The sequence below is a fragment of the Clostridium nigeriense genome, from assembly GCF_050585245.1.
In the GTDB taxonomy this organism is placed as follows: domain Bacteria; phylum Bacillota; class Clostridia; order Clostridiales; family Clostridiaceae; genus Clostridium; species Clostridium nigeriense_A.
In genome coordinates this window covers 130,623-152,116 of record NZ_JBNOOF010000009.1, presented here as the reverse complement: position 1 = coordinate 152,116, position 21,494 = coordinate 130,623, and the positions used below count along the sequence as shown (strand labels likewise).

12 protein-coding genes and 1 tRNA gene are annotated in these 21,494 nt (G+C 29.2%); 12 read left to right on the top strand and 1 reads right to left on the bottom strand.

What is annotated here, in order from left to right; genetic code table 11:
• Positions 1–2: 2 nt before the first annotated feature.
• From ACQPUY_RS14175 to ACQPUY_RS14120, 12 genes are all read left to right on the top strand, one after another.
• The gene (locus tag ACQPUY_RS14175; RefSeq protein ID WP_430842045.1) at positions 3–3,344 is read left to right on the top strand and encodes an FtsX-like permease family protein; all 3,342 of its coding nucleotides are present in this window, start codon (positions 3–5) and stop codon (positions 3,342–3,344) included.
• Between the two features lie 241 nt (positions 3,345–3,585).
• Positions 3,586–4,575, top strand: coding sequence for a LacI family DNA-binding transcriptional regulator (locus tag ACQPUY_RS14170; RefSeq protein ID WP_430842043.1), 990 nt, complete (start codon positions 3,586–3,588; stop codon positions 4,573–4,575).
• 368 nt (positions 4,576–4,943) lie between these two features.
• Positions 4,944–6,380 carry a PTS transporter subunit EIIC gene (locus ACQPUY_RS14165; protein ID WP_430842041.1) on the top strand — a complete coding sequence of 479 codons (1,437 nt, stop codon included), beginning with the start codon at positions 4,944–4,946 and terminating at the stop codon, positions 6,378–6,380.
• Positions 6,381–6,395: 15 nt separating this feature from the next.
• On the top strand, positions 6,396–7,883 hold the full coding sequence (locus ACQPUY_RS14160; protein ID WP_430842039.1) for a glycoside hydrolase family 32 protein: 1,488 nt from the start codon (positions 6,396–6,398) through the stop codon (positions 7,881–7,883).
• An 11-nt stretch (positions 7,884–7,894) separates the two neighbouring features.
• Positions 7,895–8,827 (top strand): carbohydrate kinase family protein, encoded by a 933-nt coding sequence (locus ACQPUY_RS14155; RefSeq protein ID WP_430842037.1) that lies wholly within the window; start codon positions 7,895–7,897, stop codon positions 8,825–8,827.
• Between the two features lie 387 nt (positions 8,828–9,214).
• A tRNA-Glu gene (locus ACQPUY_RS14150) sits at positions 9,215–9,289 on the top strand.
• A 215-nt stretch (positions 9,290–9,504) separates the two neighbouring features.
• Positions 9,505–10,347 carry a BglG family transcription antiterminator LicT gene (gene licT, locus ACQPUY_RS14145; protein WP_430842035.1) on the top strand — a complete coding sequence of 281 codons (843 nt, stop codon included), beginning with the start codon at positions 9,505–9,507 and terminating at the stop codon, positions 10,345–10,347.
• A gap of 203 nt (positions 10,348–10,550) precedes the next feature.
• A complete protein-coding gene (locus ACQPUY_RS14140; protein WP_430842033.1) occupies positions 10,551–12,410 on the top strand; it encodes a beta-glucoside-specific PTS transporter subunit IIABC in 1,860 nt (619 codons plus the stop codon).
• A gap of 83 nt (positions 12,411–12,493) precedes the next feature.
• The gene (locus ACQPUY_RS14135; protein ID WP_430842031.1) at positions 12,494–13,906 is read left to right on the top strand and encodes a glycoside hydrolase family 1 protein; all 1,413 of its coding nucleotides are present in this window, start codon (positions 12,494–12,496) and stop codon (positions 13,904–13,906) included.
• A gap of 43 nt (positions 13,907–13,949) precedes the next feature.
• A complete protein-coding gene (locus ACQPUY_RS14130; protein ID WP_430842029.1) occupies positions 13,950–15,404 on the top strand; it encodes a glycoside hydrolase family 1 protein in 1,455 nt (484 codons plus the stop codon).
• Positions 15,405–15,762: 358 nt separating this feature from the next.
• On the top strand, positions 15,763–17,118 hold the full coding sequence (trkA, locus tag ACQPUY_RS14125) for a Trk system potassium transporter TrkA (RefSeq protein WP_430842027.1): 1,356 nt from the start codon (positions 15,763–15,765) through the stop codon (positions 17,116–17,118).
• A gap of 5 nt (positions 17,119–17,123) precedes the next feature.
• The gene (locus ACQPUY_RS14120; RefSeq protein WP_430842025.1) at positions 17,124–18,572 is read left to right on the top strand and encodes a TrkH family potassium uptake protein; all 1,449 of its coding nucleotides are present in this window, start codon (positions 17,124–17,126) and stop codon (positions 18,570–18,572) included.
• An 89-nt stretch (positions 18,573–18,661) separates the two neighbouring features.
• Here ACQPUY_RS14120 and ACQPUY_RS14115 read toward each other — a convergent pair whose 3' ends face one another.
• Positions 18,662–21,334 carry a YhgE/Pip family protein gene (locus ACQPUY_RS14115; RefSeq protein WP_430842023.1) on the bottom strand — a complete coding sequence of 891 codons (2,673 nt, stop codon included), beginning with the start codon at positions 21,332–21,334 and terminating at the stop codon, positions 18,662–18,664.
• Positions 21,335–21,494 lie beyond the last annotated feature (160 nt).

The window sequence follows — 21,494 nt, the reverse complement described above, 5'->3', positions numbered from 1 at the left end:
GGATGAGAAAAAGAATGTTATGGAAAGACATCAGAAAGTCATTTTCTAATTCATGGGGGAGATTCTTCTCAATTATGATGCTAATGGCCTTAGGTTCTTTTGCATTGGTTGGTCTATTTGTAACGGGACCAGATATGAGAGCGACTGGAAAAAGTTATTTTGAGAATCTTAATATTGCGGATATAACAATAATTGGGGATTATGGGATTAATGAAATTGATCAAAGTACTATTGAAAAGGCCGAGGATATTAAAGATATTGAATATATTTATCTCAAGGATGTTGTTGTTGAAAATACTAATATAAGCTTTAGAATATTTTCTAAACCTGAAGTAGTTTCACAATATGAAATAGTTGAAGGGAGAATGCCAATATCAGATGATGAAATTGCTATTGATAGTACTTATAGTGATGATTATAAAATAGGAGATACTATTAATTTTACTGAAAAAGCTGATATTACTGGAGCAAAGATTTTAAAGAGACATGATTTTAAAATTGTTGGATATATTAATTCAGGTGAGATTTTATCTAGTATAAACCGTGGACAAACTACTGCTGGAACAGGAGAATTAAATAGCTTTGCAGTGGTGAATGAAGAAGTTTTTGATTCTGATGTGTATATGATGGCAAAGATTACTTTTGAAGATACTCAGGGAGTTGATCCATATAGCGATGAATACGTTGATTTGATTCAAGCACATAAGGATAATTTATCTGAGTTGTTGGAAGATCAGCCAGAAATAAGAATGGAATCTATTCAAGAAGAATATAAAAGTAAGATAGATGATGGTAAAAAGCAATTAGAAGATGCTAAGAAACAATTAGAAGATGCTAAGTCTCAGCTAGATGATGCTAAGAGTCAAATTGAATCATCTAAAATTCAGATTGAGGAAAATGAAGTAAAACTAAATAACGCTAAGAGCCAGATTGAAAAAGGGGAATCAGAAATAGCTGAAAATGAGAATTATCTTAATCAGAAGAAATCTGAATATGATAGTGGAATTAGTGAACTGGCAGTAAAGAAGAATCAATTAGAGTCAGGTAAAGAAGAAATAAATACTAAACAAAAAGAAGTTAATGATATTAAAACACAACTTCAAAGTGGTAAACAACAATATGAAGAAGGTATTACTTCGCTAAAAGTAGGAATTAGTCAAATGGAATCAGCCATAGCTGATCCTAATATTTCTGAATTAGAAAAAAATCAGTTGGAACAGAAAATATTAGAATATAAGGCACAGCTTCAACAAATTGAAAGTGAGTATAACACTTTCCTAGAAGGGACTTATAATTCAGGTATTGCTAAAGTAAATGAAGCACAGGCACAAATTGATGCAAAAAATCAAGAATTACAAAATGGACAGTTAGAGATAACACAGGCAGAGGAAAAATTAGCACTAGCAAAGTCACAGCTTGATGGAGGAAATCTTCAATTAGAGAATGCTAAACAGCAACTGGTAAGTGCCAAGAGTGAATATACTTCAGGAATAAGCCAACTTGAAGCAGCCAAGAGTGAACTTACATCTAAAGAAGCAGAATACAATGAAAAATTACAGGAATTCCAAGAAGAAGAACCAAAAGCACAGAAAGAAATTAATGAAAATGAAGAAAATTTAAAAGATGCAGAAAAAGCACTTGATGATTTATCAAATCCTATCTATTCATTAAATAGTCGTAGAGAGATTCCGGGAAGTGAAGGGTATAAAATTTATAATACAGTTTCATCCATTGTAGATTCTTTGGCGAAGGTGTTCCCTATATTTTTATATTTAGTAGCAGCTTTAGTAACCCTTACTACAATGACTAGTTTTGTTGATGAAGAAAGAATAAACTCAGGAACTTTAAAGGCATTAGGTTATGATGATTTTGATATTATCAAAAAATTTACTATCTATGGCGCTACTTCAGGAATGCTTGGAACTGTTATAGGAATAGTTTTAGGACATACATTGTTACCGTATATTGTTTATAATGCGTATAGTAAAGGATTTACAATCCCTAAAATTGAATTGCATTTTCATTGGGGAGTTACACTAGCAGCTATTATTTTATCTATTATAAGTGCTGTCATTCCTGCTCATATAGTAGCAAGCAAAGAATTAAAAGATAAACCTGCTACATTATTACTTCCTAAACCTCCAGTATCTGGTTCTAAAATCTTAATGGAGTATATTACAGTAATATGGAATCGAATGAGTTTCACTCATAAGGTTACAGCAAGAAATATCTTTAGGTATAAAAAAAGAATGTTTATGACTATTTTTGGTGTAGCTGGGTCAGTAGCACTATTATTTACAGGATTCGGAGTTAAAAATTCTATTGCTGGAATGAAAGATAGTCAATTTGGAGATATTATCAAGTATGATATTATTGTTGCTCAAAATAGTAATGTAAAAGAAAGTGATAAAAATGAACTTTCAGATTTATTAAAATCAAATGGAATAGGTAGCTACTCTAATATATATTATGAAACAGTATCGAAAGTAGCTGGTAAAAATAATGATCGTCAGGATATAAAATTGATTGTTCCTGAAGATGAAAATGATTTTAATAGTTACATTTCTCTTAAAGATAGAATGAGTAATAAAAAACTAGGATTAACAGATGATGGTGCTGTTATATCAGAACGTTTAGCTGAATTATTAGATGTTAAAGAAGGCGACACTTTCACTTTTACAGATAGTGAGAATAATGAAAAAACAGTTAAGGTATCTAATATTTGTGAAATGTATATGGGACATTTTATTTTTATGAACTCAAAAGAATATGAAAATGTTTATGGTAAATCTTATGAGAGTAATGCTAATCTTGTTATCTTAAAAGATGTAAGTGTAGATAACACAAATAAAGAAGCATCTAAATTTATGGAATTAACATCAGTTAAGGGAGTTGTTCAAAATACAACTTTGACTTCACAAATTGATACTATAGTTACTTCACTAAATAAAATTATGGAAGTATTAATTATTGTGGCAACACTATTAGCAATTGTTATTCTATATAATTTAACTAATATTAATGTATCAGAAAGAATTAGAGAATTGTCAACAATCAAGGTTTTAGGATTTTTTGATAAAGAAGTGACTATGTATATTTATAGAGAAACAATTCTATTATCATTTATTGGAATTATCATCGGATGGGGATTTGGTATACTATTACATAGTTATATTTTAAATGTTGTTCCACCAGATGATGTTATGTTTAATCCAAATCGTTGGATTGGAGTTTATGCAATTCCATTTATATTAATTACAATTATTGTATTTGTTTTAAAATATTATGTTAACAATAAATTAAAGAATGTTGATATGCTTGAAGCTCTAAAGTCAGTTGAATAAAGCAAATTACTATGATTTTATTTGTAATATATGAAGACAAATATAAAAGGTAAGTATAAAAATAATTTTTAATATTAATTCATAAGAGTGAGGATTCATATTTTGAATCCTCATTTTTATGAAATTTTATCTTTAATAGAAAATATGTTTTTTTACATAAGCATATTTTTATCTTATAATTAATACATGCTAAATTTAAAAAGGTTAATATTATAGAAGTAAGATTAATATAGGAGAAAAAATGAGTAATTTAACTATTAAGGATATTGCTGAATTAGCAGGAGTAGCAAAAAGTACAATTTCTAAGTATTTAAATGGTGGAAGCGTTAGTGAGGAAACAAAGTTAAAGATCAAAAAGGTTATAGAGGAAAATAATTATGAACCTAATGCTTTTGCACAAAGTTTAAAGGCAAAAAGAAGTAGATTTATAGGGGTTATAGCACCATGTTTAGATTCTATTGTTACATCAAGAGTTATAATGTCTATAGATAGTACTTTAAGAGAAAATTTGTATAACCCATTAATATTAAATACTAGCCATAATAAGGATCTAGAAATAGATAATTTAGAGAGTTTAAGCAGGTTAAAGGTTGATGGAATAATTTTAGTTGCTACTGAGATTACCAGTAGGCATAAAGAAATTATAAATAAGCTTAAAATACCTGTTTTAATAATAGGGCAGGAATGTAAGGGAGTTAAATCAATAATAAATGATGACTATAATGCTGGAGCAGCTATTGGAGAATATGTAGCGAGTTTAGGACATGAGAAAATATTATATTTGGGAGTAGATGAATTTGATATAGCTGTTGGAGTAAAGCGTAAAGCTGGTATAATAGATAAGCTAAAAGAGCATAATGTCAAAGATGTTAGAGTTGAAATTACAGATTTCACCGCAAAAACATCAGAAAAAGTATCATATAATGTATTTAAAAATTATAATCCAACCATGGTAATATGTGCTACAGATAACATAGCCCTAGGTGTAATAAAAGCAATGAATTCATTAGGTAAAAAGGTTAAGGAGGATATATCATTATCTGGTTTTGGAGGATATGATGTGTCAGAAATAATTACACCGAGTTTAACTACAATTAAATTTCATAATGAAGAAGTAGGAAAGATTGCGGCAAATAGTATTATCAAAATGATAGATGGAGCAGAAGTACCAGATATTCAAACAATAGGATTTAATCTAATTAAAGGCAATAGTATTAAAAGTATGAAATAACAAGTATAAGAGGTTGTTATACAAATAGCAAAATTAAGAATTAAAAATTATTGATGCAATTTTAGAGAATTACTAAAATTAATTTCCTTACTTCAGCTTTGAAGTGCTTCTATTAATTTGCGATGACTTGGAGCTTGTGATGGAATAAGCAAAATTATATAGAAGTACTTTTTTATTAATTTTTCATTGTGTGATATTTCTTTTCTTTTTATTTTTTTTTAAATTATAAGGTGGTTAAGATGTAAACAATTTTATAATTTTAAAATTGTTTATGAAAAAGTTTTCTAAAAGTATTGAATTATAAAAAGAATAGTGATATATTCTTTTTATAGAGTATGGAAACCGGTTTCTATAGTAGGAGGAGAAAAATGAGTAAAAATAACGAACAGTATAAATTAATTTCGAAAGAGTTATTAAAATTTGTTGGAGGAAGAGAAAATGTAGAGGGTGCAGCACACTGTGCTACTAGATTAAGATTAGTATTAAATGATAATAATAGTGCGGATTTAGATGCAATAGAAAAGATCGATTTAGTTAAAGGCGTATTTATTGCTGGAGATCAGTTACAAATAATATTTGGGGCTGGAACTGTAAACAATGTTTATGATGCGTTTATTCAAGAAACTGGAAAAGGAGAGATGTCATTAGGAGAAGCAAAAGCAGTAGCATCTCAAAAACAAAATTGGTTACAAAAATCAATAAAATCATTATCAGATGTTTTTGTAGAAATAATTCCAGGATTATTAGCAGCAGCTTTATTAATGGGGCTTACTGGATTATTAAGTCAGCAAGGTATATTTGGGGAACAGTCTATAATAGAAATGTTTCCATCATTAGCAGGAGTAAATAGATTTATACAAATTGCTTCTACAGGAATATTTACAATATTACCACTTTTAGTAGCATATTCAGCAACTAAACGTTATGGTGGTTCTCCAGTATTGGGTTTAGTTATAGGTGCTATAATGCTACATCCAGATTTAGCCAATGCATATTCAGTTGGTAATGGAAGTGTAAAACCAGAAGTAATCAATTTATTTGGATTAAATGTAGAATTAGTTGCATTCCAAGGTGGAATAATAATAGCATTAATGATTGGATTCGTGACTGCTAAGTTAGATAAGTTTTTTAATAAGCATATACCAGATATGGTCAAGCTATTTTTATCACCTATAGCTACAGTTATAGTAGCAACATTCTTATTATTTACAGTAGTTGGACCAGTAGGACGTGAATTAGCTAATATTGTAACAACATCATTATTATGGTCTACAGAAAACTTAGGAATATTTGGATATATGTTATTTGCAGGAGTTCAACAAATAATAGTTATAACAGGATTACATCACGTTATAGGAGCTGTAGAAGCTCAATTAATAGCTGATACAGGCAGAAATTTCATAATGCCTTTAATGTCAGTAGCATTAATTGCACAAGGTGGAGCTGTGTTAGGATATTTATTCTTAAAATGGAAAGATGATAAAGTAAAACAAATATGTATATCATCATTTGGATCAGTTTTATTTGGAATATCAGAGCCAGCAATATTTGGTGTAACTTTAAAGAATAAATTCCCATTAATAGCAGGTTGCTTAGGAGCTACTTTAGGTGGAGCTTATATTTATATAACTAAGGTATCAGCTATAGGCTTTGGAGCCACAGCTATTCCTGGAATTGCTATTGTAGCAGCTGAAAATCATGGACATTTAAATTATTTAATAGCTCATGTAATAGCATTAGTTGCAGGAGCAATACTAACAATTGTATATGGTAAAATAAAAGGTGAAGATAAGGTAGTTAATTAAGGAGAGAAAATATTGATGGATATTTTTAAGGAACCAAAACATAGAACTATATTAGAAGCAACAGAAGAAGAATTATTAGATTTAAAAAATAAGGCACAAGATAAGTTATGGAAGCCTATATATCACATACATCCTCAATATGGATTGTTAAATGATCCAAATGGATTGGCTTATTTTAATGGAAAATATCATGTTTTTCATCAATGGTATCCCTTTGGAGTTACACATGGAATGAAACATTGGGCTCATTTAGAATCAGATGATTTAGTTACATGGGAAAGACTTCCGGTTGCAATAATTCCAACTGAAAAATATGAATCTCATGGAGCTTATTCAGGAAATTCAATTGAGATAAATGGAGAGCTGTATTTATACTATACTGGAAATATAAAATTTGATAAAGAAAATAGAAGTGCAAATCAATGTTTAGCCATAATGAATAAAGATGGAGAAATAAAAAAATATGAAGGAAACCCTATAATTGAAGGTGTACCTAGTGGATATACGGGACATGTAAGAGACCCTAAGGTATTCAAAATAAAAGATAAGTATTACATGATTCTTGGAGCACAAAGAATAGATGAAACAGGAACATTTATTGTGTACAAATCTAATGATGGAATAGCATGGGGGTTTATGGGAGAATTAGAGTTGGAAAATTTCCCAAAGGAATTTGGTTACATGTGGGAATGTCCAGATTATACAAGTATAGATGGTAAGGATATTTTAATATTTTCACCACAAGGTATAGAAAAACAAGGAAATAAGTATAACAATATATTTAATGTAATATATGCAATAGGAAAATTAGATATAGATAATTTAAAATTTAGGGTAGATGTATATGAAGAATTAGATAAGGGCTTTGATTTTTATGCGCCACAAAGTTTTAAGGGAAAAGATGGACAAACATTATTACTTGCATGGGCTGGAATGGGAGAATTTAAATACCCAACAGATGAAAAATTGTGGGCGCATTGCTTAACCTTCCCTAGAGAATTAGCAATTCATAATAATAAATTAATACAAAAACCAGTAAAAGAAATAGAAAAATTAAGTAAGGTAATAGTAAAGCAAAACGGAGTTATAAATAAAAATGAAATAATAGAAAATGAGAGTAATACATATTATTTTAAAATAAATTTATCATTAGATAAATCAAATAGTTTTGGTATAAAATTATGTTCTTCTAATGAAGAAAGTTTAAATTTAAACTTCAATAAAGAACTTAATAGTGTTTCTCTTGATAGAAATGAAATGAAACATAAATTTATTGAGGAATATGGATTAGTTAGAGAAGCTGAAATAAATATAGGTAAAAATATAGATATAGAAGTTATAGTAGATAAAAGCATAATTGAAATATTTATAGATGGTGGAAAGATAACTATGAGTACAAGGGTATTTCCATTAGAAAAATCTACAGGAATAGAAATATATACAGATGATAAAATAGAGTATACTTATACTAAGTATATGTTGAATTCAGGAATTTTAGATTAGGGAGAAGTACAATGAAGAAAGTATATTGTATAGGAGAATTATTAATAGATTTAGTATCAAAAAATGGAGAGGATTATAGCAAAAAACCAGGTGGTGCTCCAGCGAATGTTGCAGTAGCAATTAGTAAATTAGAGGGAAAAGCTTATTTTTTAGGACAAGTAGGTAGAGATAACTTCGGCAAATATTTAGAAGAAGTTTTAATAAGTAATTCTGTTAATACAAAGTATTTAAAAAGAGATGGAAAAACAACTATAGCTATAGTATTACTAGATAAGTCAGGGGAAAGAAACTTTGATTTTTATAGAGGCGGAGATGGAGAATATGATGTTAATATAGAGGAATTATTAATAGATAATGACACTATAGTTCATTTTGGCTCAGCAACAGCATTTTTACCAGGAAAGCTTAGAAATACTTATTATAAAGTTTTAGAAGAATCTAAGAATAAAAAGGCTATTATAACATTTGACCCTAACTATAGGGATGTTTTAATAACAGATGATATAATGAAGCAATATAAAGATGACTGTTGGAATTTTATGAGGGAAGCTGAATTTATAAAAATGAGTGATGAAGAGGCAATGCTTCTAACTGAAACAAATTCTCTAGAATTAGCTGTTAAATCTCTTATAGATAGTAAATTGAATACAATAGCAATTACTTTAGGAAAAGAAGGGACTATGATAATTAAAGATGGAAAGACAACTATTGTAGGATCAATTAAAATACATCAAAAGGATTCAACTGGAGCAGGAGATGCATTTGTAGGAGCTGTATTATCACAATTATCTAAAATAGATAATAAAAATGAAGTGTCATTTGAAAAGTGGGAAGAAATAGTTGGGTTTGCTAATAAAGTTGGAGCTATAACTTGTACAAGTTATGGTGCTATAACATCTATTCCTACAATGGAAGAAGTAGAGAAATATACATTTATAGAATAAAAATAATATAATAACTTTTATAATATAGTTTTGTAGCCTTAGCTATTACATGGCTAAGGCTAATTTTTTAGCAGATTACTAATTATACTTCACTTTATACTTAGGTTTATTTTGGGGAGAGTATAAGTTTATTGAGCCTGTTCTGATGAACAACATTTAGAAGTCATATTCAATTTTTTGCTTCTTGTTGAATAGAATAAATTATTAAGTAAATAGAAATATATAGTATTAGGGCTGAACTATGCTTAGAATTATAACATAGGCAGTAAATTAAAGAAAATATTAGGATTCGTTTCTAAAATGAGGTATAACCAATGAAATAAAAGTGAAATTACCATAAATAAAAATTGGATATTTATTTAAAATATGGTATAGTGATTGTAATATGGTCCCTTGGTCAAGGGGTTAAGACGCCACCCTCTCACGGTGGAATCAGGGGTTCAATTCCCCTAGGGACTACCATTATATATACTGGAAGGCTTGATGTTTAGGCATTTAAGCCTTTTTTTCTTTCCCTTTATCTTAAATATTTATAAATATTACTTAATAAGATCAATATTTAATCAATAGAAGAAATTTTAAAGGACTTAAAAATATTTTTTATATTATTTTGAATTGTTAATAAAATAGATTAATTATATAATGTTACTGAATAACATTGTAAGAGGAGAGGCAATATGGTAATACAAAAGATATTTAATAATAATTCAATATTAGCATTAGACTCAAATAAACATGAAGTTGTAGTAATGGGCCGTGGAATCGGATTTAAGAAGAATGTAGGAGATAATATAGATTTAGAAAAGGTTGAGAAAACTTTTATTCTTAAAGAGAAGGCAGCTTCAGAAAAATTTAAAATGCTTTTAGACGACATGCCTAAGGAAATAATATATGTATGCTATGATATTATAGAATATGCTAAAAATATATTAGATGTAGAAATAAGTGAATATATATATGTAACACTTACAGATCATATAAGTAATACAATTAAATTATACAAAGAAGGTTTCAATGTAAATAATCCTATAATCTGGGAAATAAAAAAGTTTTATCCCAAAGAGTTCAAAATAGGTTTAAAAGCTTTGGATTTTATTGAAGATGAGCTAGGAGTTAAGTTACCAGAAGATGAGGCTGCTAACATAGCTTTACATTTAGTGAATGCGCAAGTAAATAATTCCTTTAAAGAAGTAGGAGATATTACTAAGCAAACTAAAATGATAAATGATATTTTAAATATTGTAAGGTATACGTATAATATTAAACTCGATGAAGACTCTTTAAGTTATGATAGATTTATTACACATTTAAGGTTTTTCTTTAAAAGATTAAATAAAAAAAATAATAATAAAGAAGAAAAATCAGATAATAATGAGGATTTTTTATTGAAGCAAGTAAAAGAAAAATATGTAGATGCATACAGATGTATGTTAAAAATAGAGGATTATCTAGATAAAGAACTTGATGATGAGGAAAAATTATATTTAACAGTTCATATACAAAGAATAACAATGAAATAAATTTATAAAAAATGTTGACAAGTTAAAAATTGTGATATAAAATTAAGACATATTAAAGGTTTACATTTAAATAATGATTGTTACTGGTAATGCAGGCGAGACTATAATTTAGATAGAATGGAATTCAAATTCTATCATATATTAGGTCTCGCTATTTTTTATTTTCAGTAATAATTAGTTTTTAAAATAAAGGAGTGTATTTTATGAAGTACGAAAAATTAGCAAAAGATATTATAGCTAATGTTGGAGGAAAAGAAAACGTAAACAGTTTAACTCACTGTATTACAAGACTACGTTTTAAGTTAAAAGATGAGAGTAAAGCTAATACAGAAGTATTAAAGAATATGGACGGAGTTGTTACTGTTGTTAAAAGTGGTGGACAATATCAAGTTGTAATAGGAAATCATGTTCCTGATGTTTATGCTGATGTAGTTTCAATAGGTGGATTTTCTACTGCTTCAGAAAATGCAGAAAAAGAAAAGTTAAGTCCATTAAATGCTTTTATAGATATTGTTTCAGGGGTATTCCAACCTGTACTAGGTGTACTTTGTGCTACAGGTATGATTAAGGGATTAAATGCAGTATTATTAGCAACAAAGCTATTAGAAGATACAAGCTCAACATATATGGTATTAAATGCAATTGGAGATTGTTTATTTTATTTCTTCCCAATATTCTTAGGATTTACAGCAGCTAAGAAATTTAAATTAAATCAATTTACAGGAATGGCAATTGGAGCATCATTAGTATATCCTACAATAGCAGGAGTAGCTGGACAAACCTTAGATTTCTTTGGAATTCCAATGATAATGCCAGCAAGTGGGTATTCATCAACAGTTATTCCAATAATTTTAGCAATATATATAGCATCTAAAGCAGAAAAGATATTTAAAAAGATTATTCCAGATGTAGTTAAAGCTTTCCTAGTTCCATTTTTTACATTATTAATTGTTGTTCCACTTACATTCATGGCAATAGGACCAGTTGCTACATGGGCATCTAATCTTTTAGGTGATGTAACAATGAGCATTTATAATTTTAGTCCTTTAGTAGCAGGATTATTCCTAGGTGGTTTTTGGCAAGTATTTGTTATGTTTGGTTTACATTGGGGATTAGTTCCAATAGCTATGAATAATTTAGCAATTCTAGGTGGAGATCCAGTTTTAGCACCAACAGTAGCAGTATGTTTTGCTCAAACAGGTGTAGTTATGGGTATTATGATGAAAACAAGAGATAAAAAATTAAGATCATTATGTATTCCTTCAGTTATTTCAGGATTCTTTGGTGTTACAGAACCAGCTATTTATGGTATTACATTACCAAAGAAGAAACCGTTTATATTAAGCTGTATAGTTGGAGCTGTTACAGGTGGAATAATTGGCTTCTTTAGAACAACAGGTTATATGGTAGGTGGTCTTGGTATATTTGCTCTTCCAAGTTATATTAGTCCATCAGGAATCGACAAGGGATTTTATGGAATGGTAATAGCAATGATTGCAGGATTAGTATTAGGATGTATAACAATGTTTGTTATTTATAAGGATGATGAAAAAGAAAACGTTTTAAAAAATGAAAATAAAGATGTAATTAAATCTACAGAATTAATAAGTAAAGAAGTTATAATTAGTCCAGTAAAAGGAGAAGTTCTACCTTTAGAAATGGTTAAAGATGAAGTATTCTCAAAGGGTTTATTAGGTAAAGGTATAGCTATTGAACCAAGTGAAGGTAAGGTAGTATCCCCTGTAGATGGAGTTATAACAACATTATTTCCAACATATCATGCAATAGGAATTACAAGCGATAATGGAGCTGAAATACTTATTCACATAGGTATGGATACAGTCCAATTAGATGGAAAAGGTTTTACTCCTAAAATAGCACAAGGAGATAGAGTAAAAGCAGGACAATTATTATTAGAATTTGATATAAATGCTATTAAAGAAGCAGGATTTTCAGTTACAACACCAGTAATAATTACAAATTCAGATAGTTACTTAGATGTAATTGAAACAGATAAGAAAGAAATAGAATGTAAAGAAGAATTAATTAAAGTAATGATATAAGGCAAAATACCACGAGATTAAGACTCCAAGGCTAATTAAGCGTAGGGGGTTTAATCTTAAAAATTAAGATGGAGGATAAGAAAATGAATAATAGATTTCCAAAAGATTTTTTATGGGGTGGAGCTACAGCAGCTAATCAATGTGAGGGTGCTTATAATGTAGATGGTAAAGGATTATCGATTCAAGATATAATGCCAAAAGGTATTATGTCAGCACCAACCGAAGAACCAACAGAAGACAACATGAAATTAGTCGGAATAGATTTCTATAATAGATATAAAGAAGATATTAAGATGTTTGCAGAAATGGGATTTAAAACTTTTAGGCTTTCAATAGCTTGGTCTAGAATATTCCCAAATGGTGATGATGCAGAACCAAATGAAAAGGGATTAGAATTTTATGACAAAGTATTTGATGAGTTAGCTAAATATGGAATAGAGCCATTAGTAACATTATCTCACTATGAGACTCCATTAAATCTTGCAAAAAAATATGATGGATGGGTAGATAGAAGACTAATAGGTTTTTATGAAAATTATGTAAGAACTGTATTTACAAGATATAAGGACAAAGTAAAGTACTGGTTAACTTTTAATGAAATAAACTCAGTGTTACATGCTCCTCTTATGAGTGGAGGTATATTAACTGATAAATCAAAGCTTAGTAAGAGTGATCTTTATCAAGCAGTTCATCATGAATTAGTAGCAAGTGCTTTAGCAGTTAAGATAGGTCATGAAATAAATCCAAAATTCCAAATCGGATGTATGATAATTGCTATACCAAATTATCCGTTAACACCAAATCCTGACGATGTTATTGAAACAATGATGGAAGATAGAAAAAATCTTTATTTTGCAGATGTTCATGTAAGAGGTTCGTATCCAAAGTATTTAAATAAATACTTCAAAGAAAATGGGATATCAATAAGGATGGAAGATGGAGATGAAGAAATATTAAAGAATACTGTTGATTTTATTTCTTTCTCTTATTACATGAGTTCTTGTGTTACAGCAGATGAAGAAAAAAAGAAAGCAGGAGCAGGAAACCTTATCCAAGGTGTACCAAATCCATACTTGTCAGCATCTGAGTGGGGATGGCAAATTGATCCAAAGGGATTAAGATATATTCTTAACTTCTTATATGATAGATATCAAAAACCACTATTCATTGTTGAAAATGGATTGGGAGCTGTAGATGAATTAATTACTGATGAAAATGGAAATAAAACAGTAAATGATGATTATAGAATTCAATACCTAAATGATCATTTAGTTCAAGTAGCAGCAGCTATTGAAGATGGAGTTGAAGTTATGGGATACACTACTTGGGGATGTATTGACTTAGTAAGTGCATCTACTGCACAGCTTAAAAAGAGATATGGTTTCATTTATGTAGATCGTTATGATGATGGAACTGGAACATTAGAAAGATATAAGAAAAAGAGTTTCTATTGGTATAAAGAGGTTATAGAAACTAATGGTGGGATTTTAAAATAGATGGTTTTAATAAAGAAAATCTATATAAATATGGAGGTAAATTATGAGTAATACTAAATTTCCAGAAAGCTTTTTGTGGGGCGGAGCTACAGCTGCCAACCAATTTGAAGGTGGATATAGAGAGGGTGGAAAGGGACTAAGTACATCAGATATGTTAACTGGTGGAACACATACAACAGCTAGAAGAATAACACCTGAATTAGAAGAAGGAACATATTATCCAAGTCATGTTGGAATAGATTTTTATCATAGATATAAGGAAGATATTGCATTATTTGCAGAGATGGGATTTAAAACATTTAGAATGTCTATAAACTGGACAAGAATATTTCCAAATGGAGATGAATTAGAGCCAAACGAAGAAGGATTAAAGTTCTACGATAATGTATTTGCTGAATTAAAAAAATATAATATAGAACCATTAGTTACTATTTCTCATTATGAAACACCATTTGGATTAACTAAAAAATATAATGGGTGGTTAGGTAGAGAAACTATAGATTGCTATTTAAGATATTGTGAAACAATATTTAATAGATATAAGGATGTAGTTAAATATTGGTTGACATTTAATGAAATCAATATATTAACACATGGACCAGCTGCTGCATTTATGGGCGCTGGAATTATGTTTGATGAAATAAGAGAAATAAAGTTTGGACATTATGAAAATGATCATAAACAAGAGTGCTTCCAAGCATTACATCATCAGTTTGTTGCTAGTGCAAAGGCTGTTAAATTAGGACATTCAATAAACAATGATTTTAAGATTGGATGTATGATAGCTTATGGATCTTTATATCCATATACTTGTCATCCGGATGATGTACTTATGGCTCAACAACAAGAAGAGTTATCAAATTATTTATGTAGCGATGTACAAGTAAGAGGAGAGTATTCAGGCGCAGCAAAACGTTATTTTAGAGAAAATAATATAAAAATTAAGATGGAAGAAGGAGATTTAGAAATATTAAAACATGGATGTGTTGACTTCTATACATTTAGTTACTATATGTCAAACTGTGTAAGTAATAATCCAGATGTTGAGACTACAGGTGGAAACTTAAGTATGGGATTAAAAAATCCTTACCTAGAAGCAAGTGATTGGGGATGGCAAATAGATCCTGTTGGGTTAAGAATTACTTTAAATAAAATATATAATAGATATAGAATTCCAATGATGGTTGTGGAAAATGGATTAGGTGCTGTAGATACTATAGAAGATGATGGATCAATTAATGATGATTATAGAATTAATTACTTAAAGGCTCATATTGAACAAATGAAAGAAGCTATTGATGATGGTGTTGAACTATGGGGATATACTCCATGGGGATGTATTGATCTTGTAAGTGCAGGTACTGGTGAAATGAAAAAGAGATATGGATTTATCTATGTAGATAAACATAATGATGGAACAGGTACTTTAGATAGATCAAGAAAGAAGAGCTTTTTCTGGTATAAGAAAGTTATAGAAACTAATGGTGAAGAACTATAGAAAAGCTTAGATAAACAGATCCAATAAAAGTTAAGATAAAGGATAGTCTAGTTGATTATATAAATTAGGAAGAAGGAGTATTTATTAAAGGTACTCCTTCTTCGTTTATGTTAAAGAATGTTTTAATAAAGACGTTTAGATATTGCTATATAACGAATAGTTTTTAGTGGATTAGAAATTAATTGACACATTAGTGTTAGAAGAAAATATATATTAGAGTTTTTTAGGAAAAATATTATTTAATAATACAAAAAAAGTATATATTTAAAAATACTATATAGATAGAATAAATAATTTTTGTATTGTATAATTGATTTATTGTACAAAGGATTGTATTGAAATTATAAGGAGATATGAAATGAATGTTATTATAGTTGGTGCAGGTAAAGTTGGGTATACTCTAGCTCAATACCTATCTATTGATGGAGATAATATAACCATTATAGATAAGAAGGATTCAGCTTTAGAGCATGTAAATAATAATCTTGATGTAATGTGTGTTAAGGGTAATGCAACTAGTTTAAAGGTACTTGAAGAAGCAGGAGTAAGGGAGGCAGACTTATTAATATCTGTTACAGATAGTGATGAATTGAATATGCTTTGCTCTCTTGCATCAAAAAAATTAGGTGCTAAATATACAGTAGCTAGGGTAAGAAATCCAAGTTATGATGAAGAAATAACACTTTTAACTGAAGCTGTTGGCATAGATTTAGTAATAAATCCAGAAAAGGCTGCAGCTATAGAGATAGCTAAACTTATTAAATATCCATCAGTATGCAGTATTGATAATTTTTCTGATGGAAAGGTAAATTTAGTTGGATTTAAGGTTGGGGATACAGCTCTTGAAGGAAAGAAGATAAGTGATATTGGTTTTATTAGAGGAAATGTGCTTTTCTGTGGTGTAGAAAAAAATGATGAATTTATAATGCCAAAAGGAGATTACGTTTTCGAAAGAGATGATAGGGTATATGTAATAGGTGAACATAAAGATATTCAAAACTTATTTAATAAACTTGGTAAGTATAAGAAAAAAGTTAAGAGAGCTATGATAGTAGGTGGAGGTAAGATAGCATATTACCTTGCTAAGATAATAAATGATGTAGGAGTTAGCTGTAAAATAATAGAAAAAGATTTGAGCGTATGCGAGGAACTTAATGAGCTTTTACCAAATTCAATAGTAATAAATGGTGATGGTATGGATGAAGAACTTTTATTATCTGAAAGTTTAGTAGAAGTGGATAGCTTTATTACCTTAACAGGTAGAGATGAGGATAATATAATAGCATCTATTTTAGCTAACAATAGATCTGTAAGCAATGTAATTACAAAAATTACAAGAGATAATTATAGAAATATAGGAAAAACTGTTGGAATAAATACTATGGTAAATCCAAAGTTAGTTACTGCTTATAAAATATTGAAATATGTAAGATCATTAAAGAATAAGAAAAAGAGTTTTATAGAAAATATATATAGAATTTGTAATGATAAGGCTGAAGCAATAGAGTTTATAGTAGGTAATGATACAAATAATATAAATGAAAAGTTTAAGAATATAGAGTTTAATGAAAATGCACTAGTAGCTACAATTGTTAGAAATAATAAGATTATCATTCCAACAGGTGATGATTGCTTAAAGGTAAATGATAGAGTAATTATTGTATCTAAGCATAAGAAGCTATTACAAATTGATGACATATTTCGTAGGTGGTAGTTTAAATGAATTATAAAGTGATTTTAAGATTTATTGGAAATGTATTATTATATGAATTGTTGCTTATGATAATTCCTTTTAGCTTAGCCTTATACTATGGTGATGGTGATGCAAATGCTTTCCTTTTTACTATAATTTTAATGTTACCTATAGCATTGGTTTTACGTAGGATTAAGGTTAGAGATAAGGAAATGTATGCAAAGGAAGGAGCCTTTACTGTAGGATTATCATGGATTGTAATATCAATTTTTGGAGCCTTACCATTTGTAATAAGTGGGGCAATCCCATCTTTTGTAGATTCATTTTTTGAAACAGTATCAGGTTTTACAACAACAGGAGCAACGCTACTTTCAGAGATTGAGTCTCTACCTAGAGGAATATTATTTTGGCGAAGCTTTACACACTGGATAGGAGGAATGGGGTTCTTAATATTTATATTGGCCTTAGTACCGTCATTAGGGTCTAATACAATATATCTATTGAAGGCAGAAAGTCCAGGACCTAATCCTAGTAAGATTGTTCCAAAGATAAGTGAAACAGCAAAGATATTATACATAATATACTTTATATTAACTATAGTACAAACAATATTATTAATGCTTGCAGGCCTTTCATTTTATGATGCTATAATACATGCATTAGGAACAGCTGGGACTGGTGGATTCTCTAATATGAATACAAGTGTTGCAGCTTTTAATAATCCTGCAGTTGAGTGGATTATTACAATATTTATGTTACTATTTGGAGTTAATTTTGCCCTATATTTTCAAATTTTAAAGGGAAGTTTTAAAAATTTCTTTAATAGCGAAGAACTAAGATATTATTTATTGATGATTGGAGTATCTATAGTTTTTATCACTATTAATATATTAAGCTTAAATGATGGGAAAATAGGAGATTCAATTAGACAATCATCCTTCCAAGTTGTATCTATAATAACAACAACAGGTTATGCTACAATAGATTTTAATTTATGGCCAACATTGAGTAAGGTTATAATATTAATTCTTATGATGTCAGGAGCTATGGCTGGATCAACTAGTGGGGGAATAAAGACAACAAGAATAGTAATAATGCTAAAGGCAATAAGACGTGGAATAGATAAGGTACTTCATCCAAAGAGAATACAAAGTGTGAAAATGGATGGCAAGGTAGTAGATGAGGAAACAATATCGGGTGTGTTTCTATTTTTAGGAGCCTATTCTGTAATGACCATTATTGGAACTATAATTGTTTCTTTTGATGGTTTTGATTTAATTACAACATCAACGGCTGTATTAACATCAATAAGCAATATAGGACCAGGCTTTGAAATGGTTGGTCCAACAGGTAACTTTTCAGGATTTTCACCTTTAAGTAAGATTGTACTATCATTCTGTATGCTTGCTGGTAGGTTAGAAATTTATCCAATGCTTATTATGTTTAGTAAATCAATGTGGAAGAGAACTTATTAGAAATTTAATAGGTTTAAAATATTTATAGAAAACTCCTATGTGTAATATGGATACACATAGGAGTTTTTACATTTTAAAGATTTTAAAATTTATATTGCTGCATCTAGTAATTCTGGCAGGCTTGTTTTAGTATTTTTATTTTTCTTAATTACTACAAATATAGAAAGTATTAAGCAAACAAGACCTATTCCTAAAAGAACAGCTATTTGAGGAACTATTGATAATCCTGTAGATATTCCGTTTCTAAATCCATCTACGGCATAGGTAAATGGCATATAATTGTGAATAGCTTTAAAGAAATTATCTGAAAGTTCTATTGGATAAGTTCCTGCAGAACCACTTAATTGTAAAACCATAAATACTAATAAGATGAAGCTTCCTACCTTACCTAAAAGTAGATTCATTAAGTAAACAATAGCCATAAATGATAATGAGGCAGATATTGCAACTAAATATGTTCTACCTAAGTAAGCTGGATCAAGTCCGTTAAACAGCATAAGTGCACTAACCATAATAACAGCCTGAACAATTGCTATACAACAAAGCTTTAATGCTTTCTTAGGCCAGAATGCCTTTGGATTTTCTTTTCCATTCTTAAGGTCTTTTTCTGTAGAGAAAAGGATACATAAAGCTAGGCAGCCTACCCATAAACCTACACACATCATATATGCTGACATTGCACTACCATTGTTAGCAATATAAGAATTAAATGATTCTACAGCTTCTACAGGTGAAGCAAACATTTCTTTTGATTCATCAGATAATTTAGTGCTTGATGCAACTTCTGCACCTTCTTCAAGAGCTTCTTTTAAAGTATCTGATCCATCTTTTAATTCATTAGCTCCATCACTTAATTTTAATGAACCATCATAAAGCTTTGATACACCTTCAGAAATAGATGTAGAAGCTGAGTTTATTGTACTAATTCCTGATTTTAATGAAGAATTATTTTCTGATAATGTATTTAATCCTTGAGTTAAAGTATTTGATCCTTGAGCAATTTGCGTAATTCCATCTGTTAAAGTTGGAACTGAAGAATTTAGAGTAGTTGTTCCATTTGCTAAACTCTTTGAACCATTTACTAGGGCTTCAGAATTTGAATTTAATGTATTAGCACCATCATATAACTTAGAAACTCCAGAAGTATAAGTTTCAATTCCAGAAGCTAATTTTTCACTACCATTATTTAAAGAAGTTATACCAGAATTAATAGTTTTAACTCCAGGTATTATTTGATTATCTAAAGTAGTTTTTACAGTTTCAAGTCCTGAATATAAACTGCTTATAGTAGATTTTGCTTTTTCAAGAAGTAGGTTTGAATTATTAGCAAGAGTTCCTAAAGCTGTTTTTACTTCTTCTACTTGGTTAGATACATTAGATACTCCATTCACAGCTGAATTTAAATTATTAGAAGCTGCTGAAGTTTCAGTAGCTATATTATTTAATTCTGTACCTAAATTATTTAAAGGTTCGGATAAACCTTTTATAATATCTTCTTGAGTTGTAGGATCTAATGCTTTAAACCAATTAGACTCTTTAATTTCAGATATTTTATTATTCATTTCACTAATGTAGTTTGAAGAATTTTGAACTGAAGTACCAACATTAGCTAAATTTGTTCCTAAACCTGTGAAGGAAGAAGTTAAATCAGTACTTGAACTATTTTTAATAGTATCATTAATAGTATTAATACCTGAATTTAGACTGTCTAAAGAATTAGTTAAAGTTTCGATGTTTTTACTATTCTCACTATTTACCGAAGTGCCAATAGAAGAGGATAAAATATTTAATCCACTAAGAAGATTTTCGCTTCCTTTTTGTAAATCTGATAATCCAGAGTTTAAAGTATTAGCACCAGTTAATAAATTATTAGAATTTGAATTAAGTTGAGAAGTACCATCTTTTAATGAAGCAACTCCTAAAGTATAGTTCTGTAAACCTGCATATAGACTGTTAGCACCATTATTTAGGCTATTTACACCTTCAGCAAGAGTTGAAGTTTTATCATTTAATGTACTAATTCCTGTATTTAAGGTTTTAGAACCAGTTTGTATTTCTTCTACAGCAGATAAATAATTATTAATTCCTGCTTCATATGTGTTTATTCCATCTGTGAAGGTTAAACTACTGTCATATAAAAGTTTTAGGTTTGAACTAATAGTATCAGAACCTTCTTTTAAAGATGATAAGCCATCACTTATTTGAGAGGCACCATCAGCAGCATCAAATAACTTAGATCCTGTAGAAGTAAACTCATCAAACACAGCTTTAGCATAAACTTCAGTAACACTATTTTCTATAGATGCTGTAATTTTTTGAATAGCTGATTCACTCATCTTAGAAGCAATATAGTTTTTTCCTGGATTTATTTTATATTGCAATTCCATTTTTTGAGGGTTATCCTCTAAAAGAGTTGTAGCATTATAAGAGAAATTTTCAGGAATTGTAATTACCATATAATAAGATCCATTATCTAATCCTTCCTGAGCGGTTTTCTCGTCTACAAAGCTAAAATCAAGTGAAGAATTCTCTTTAAGATTATTAACGAGCTCATCTCCAACAGCTAATTCTTCACCATTGTAATCACAAGTTTTATCTAGATTTACTACAGCTACAGGTAGTTTATCTACATTTCCATAAGGATCCCACATTGATCCTAAGAAAACAGTAGTATAAATCGTAGGAATTAATATTACTGCTATAACTGCGATAAATTTGATAATTTTAAGTAATTGAGACTTATTTTGTTTTAGATCATCCATAATATCACCTTCCTATTTTCTTTTGTATCCAATAGTATAATCAGCTAAAGTTATTGAACACTGTGTTGTTTTTTTATTTGTTATTTATTATAATTAGATTAAATACCGAACACAATAATCAATATTGTTCAATTAGTTCATTAATCAACATTTAATATTA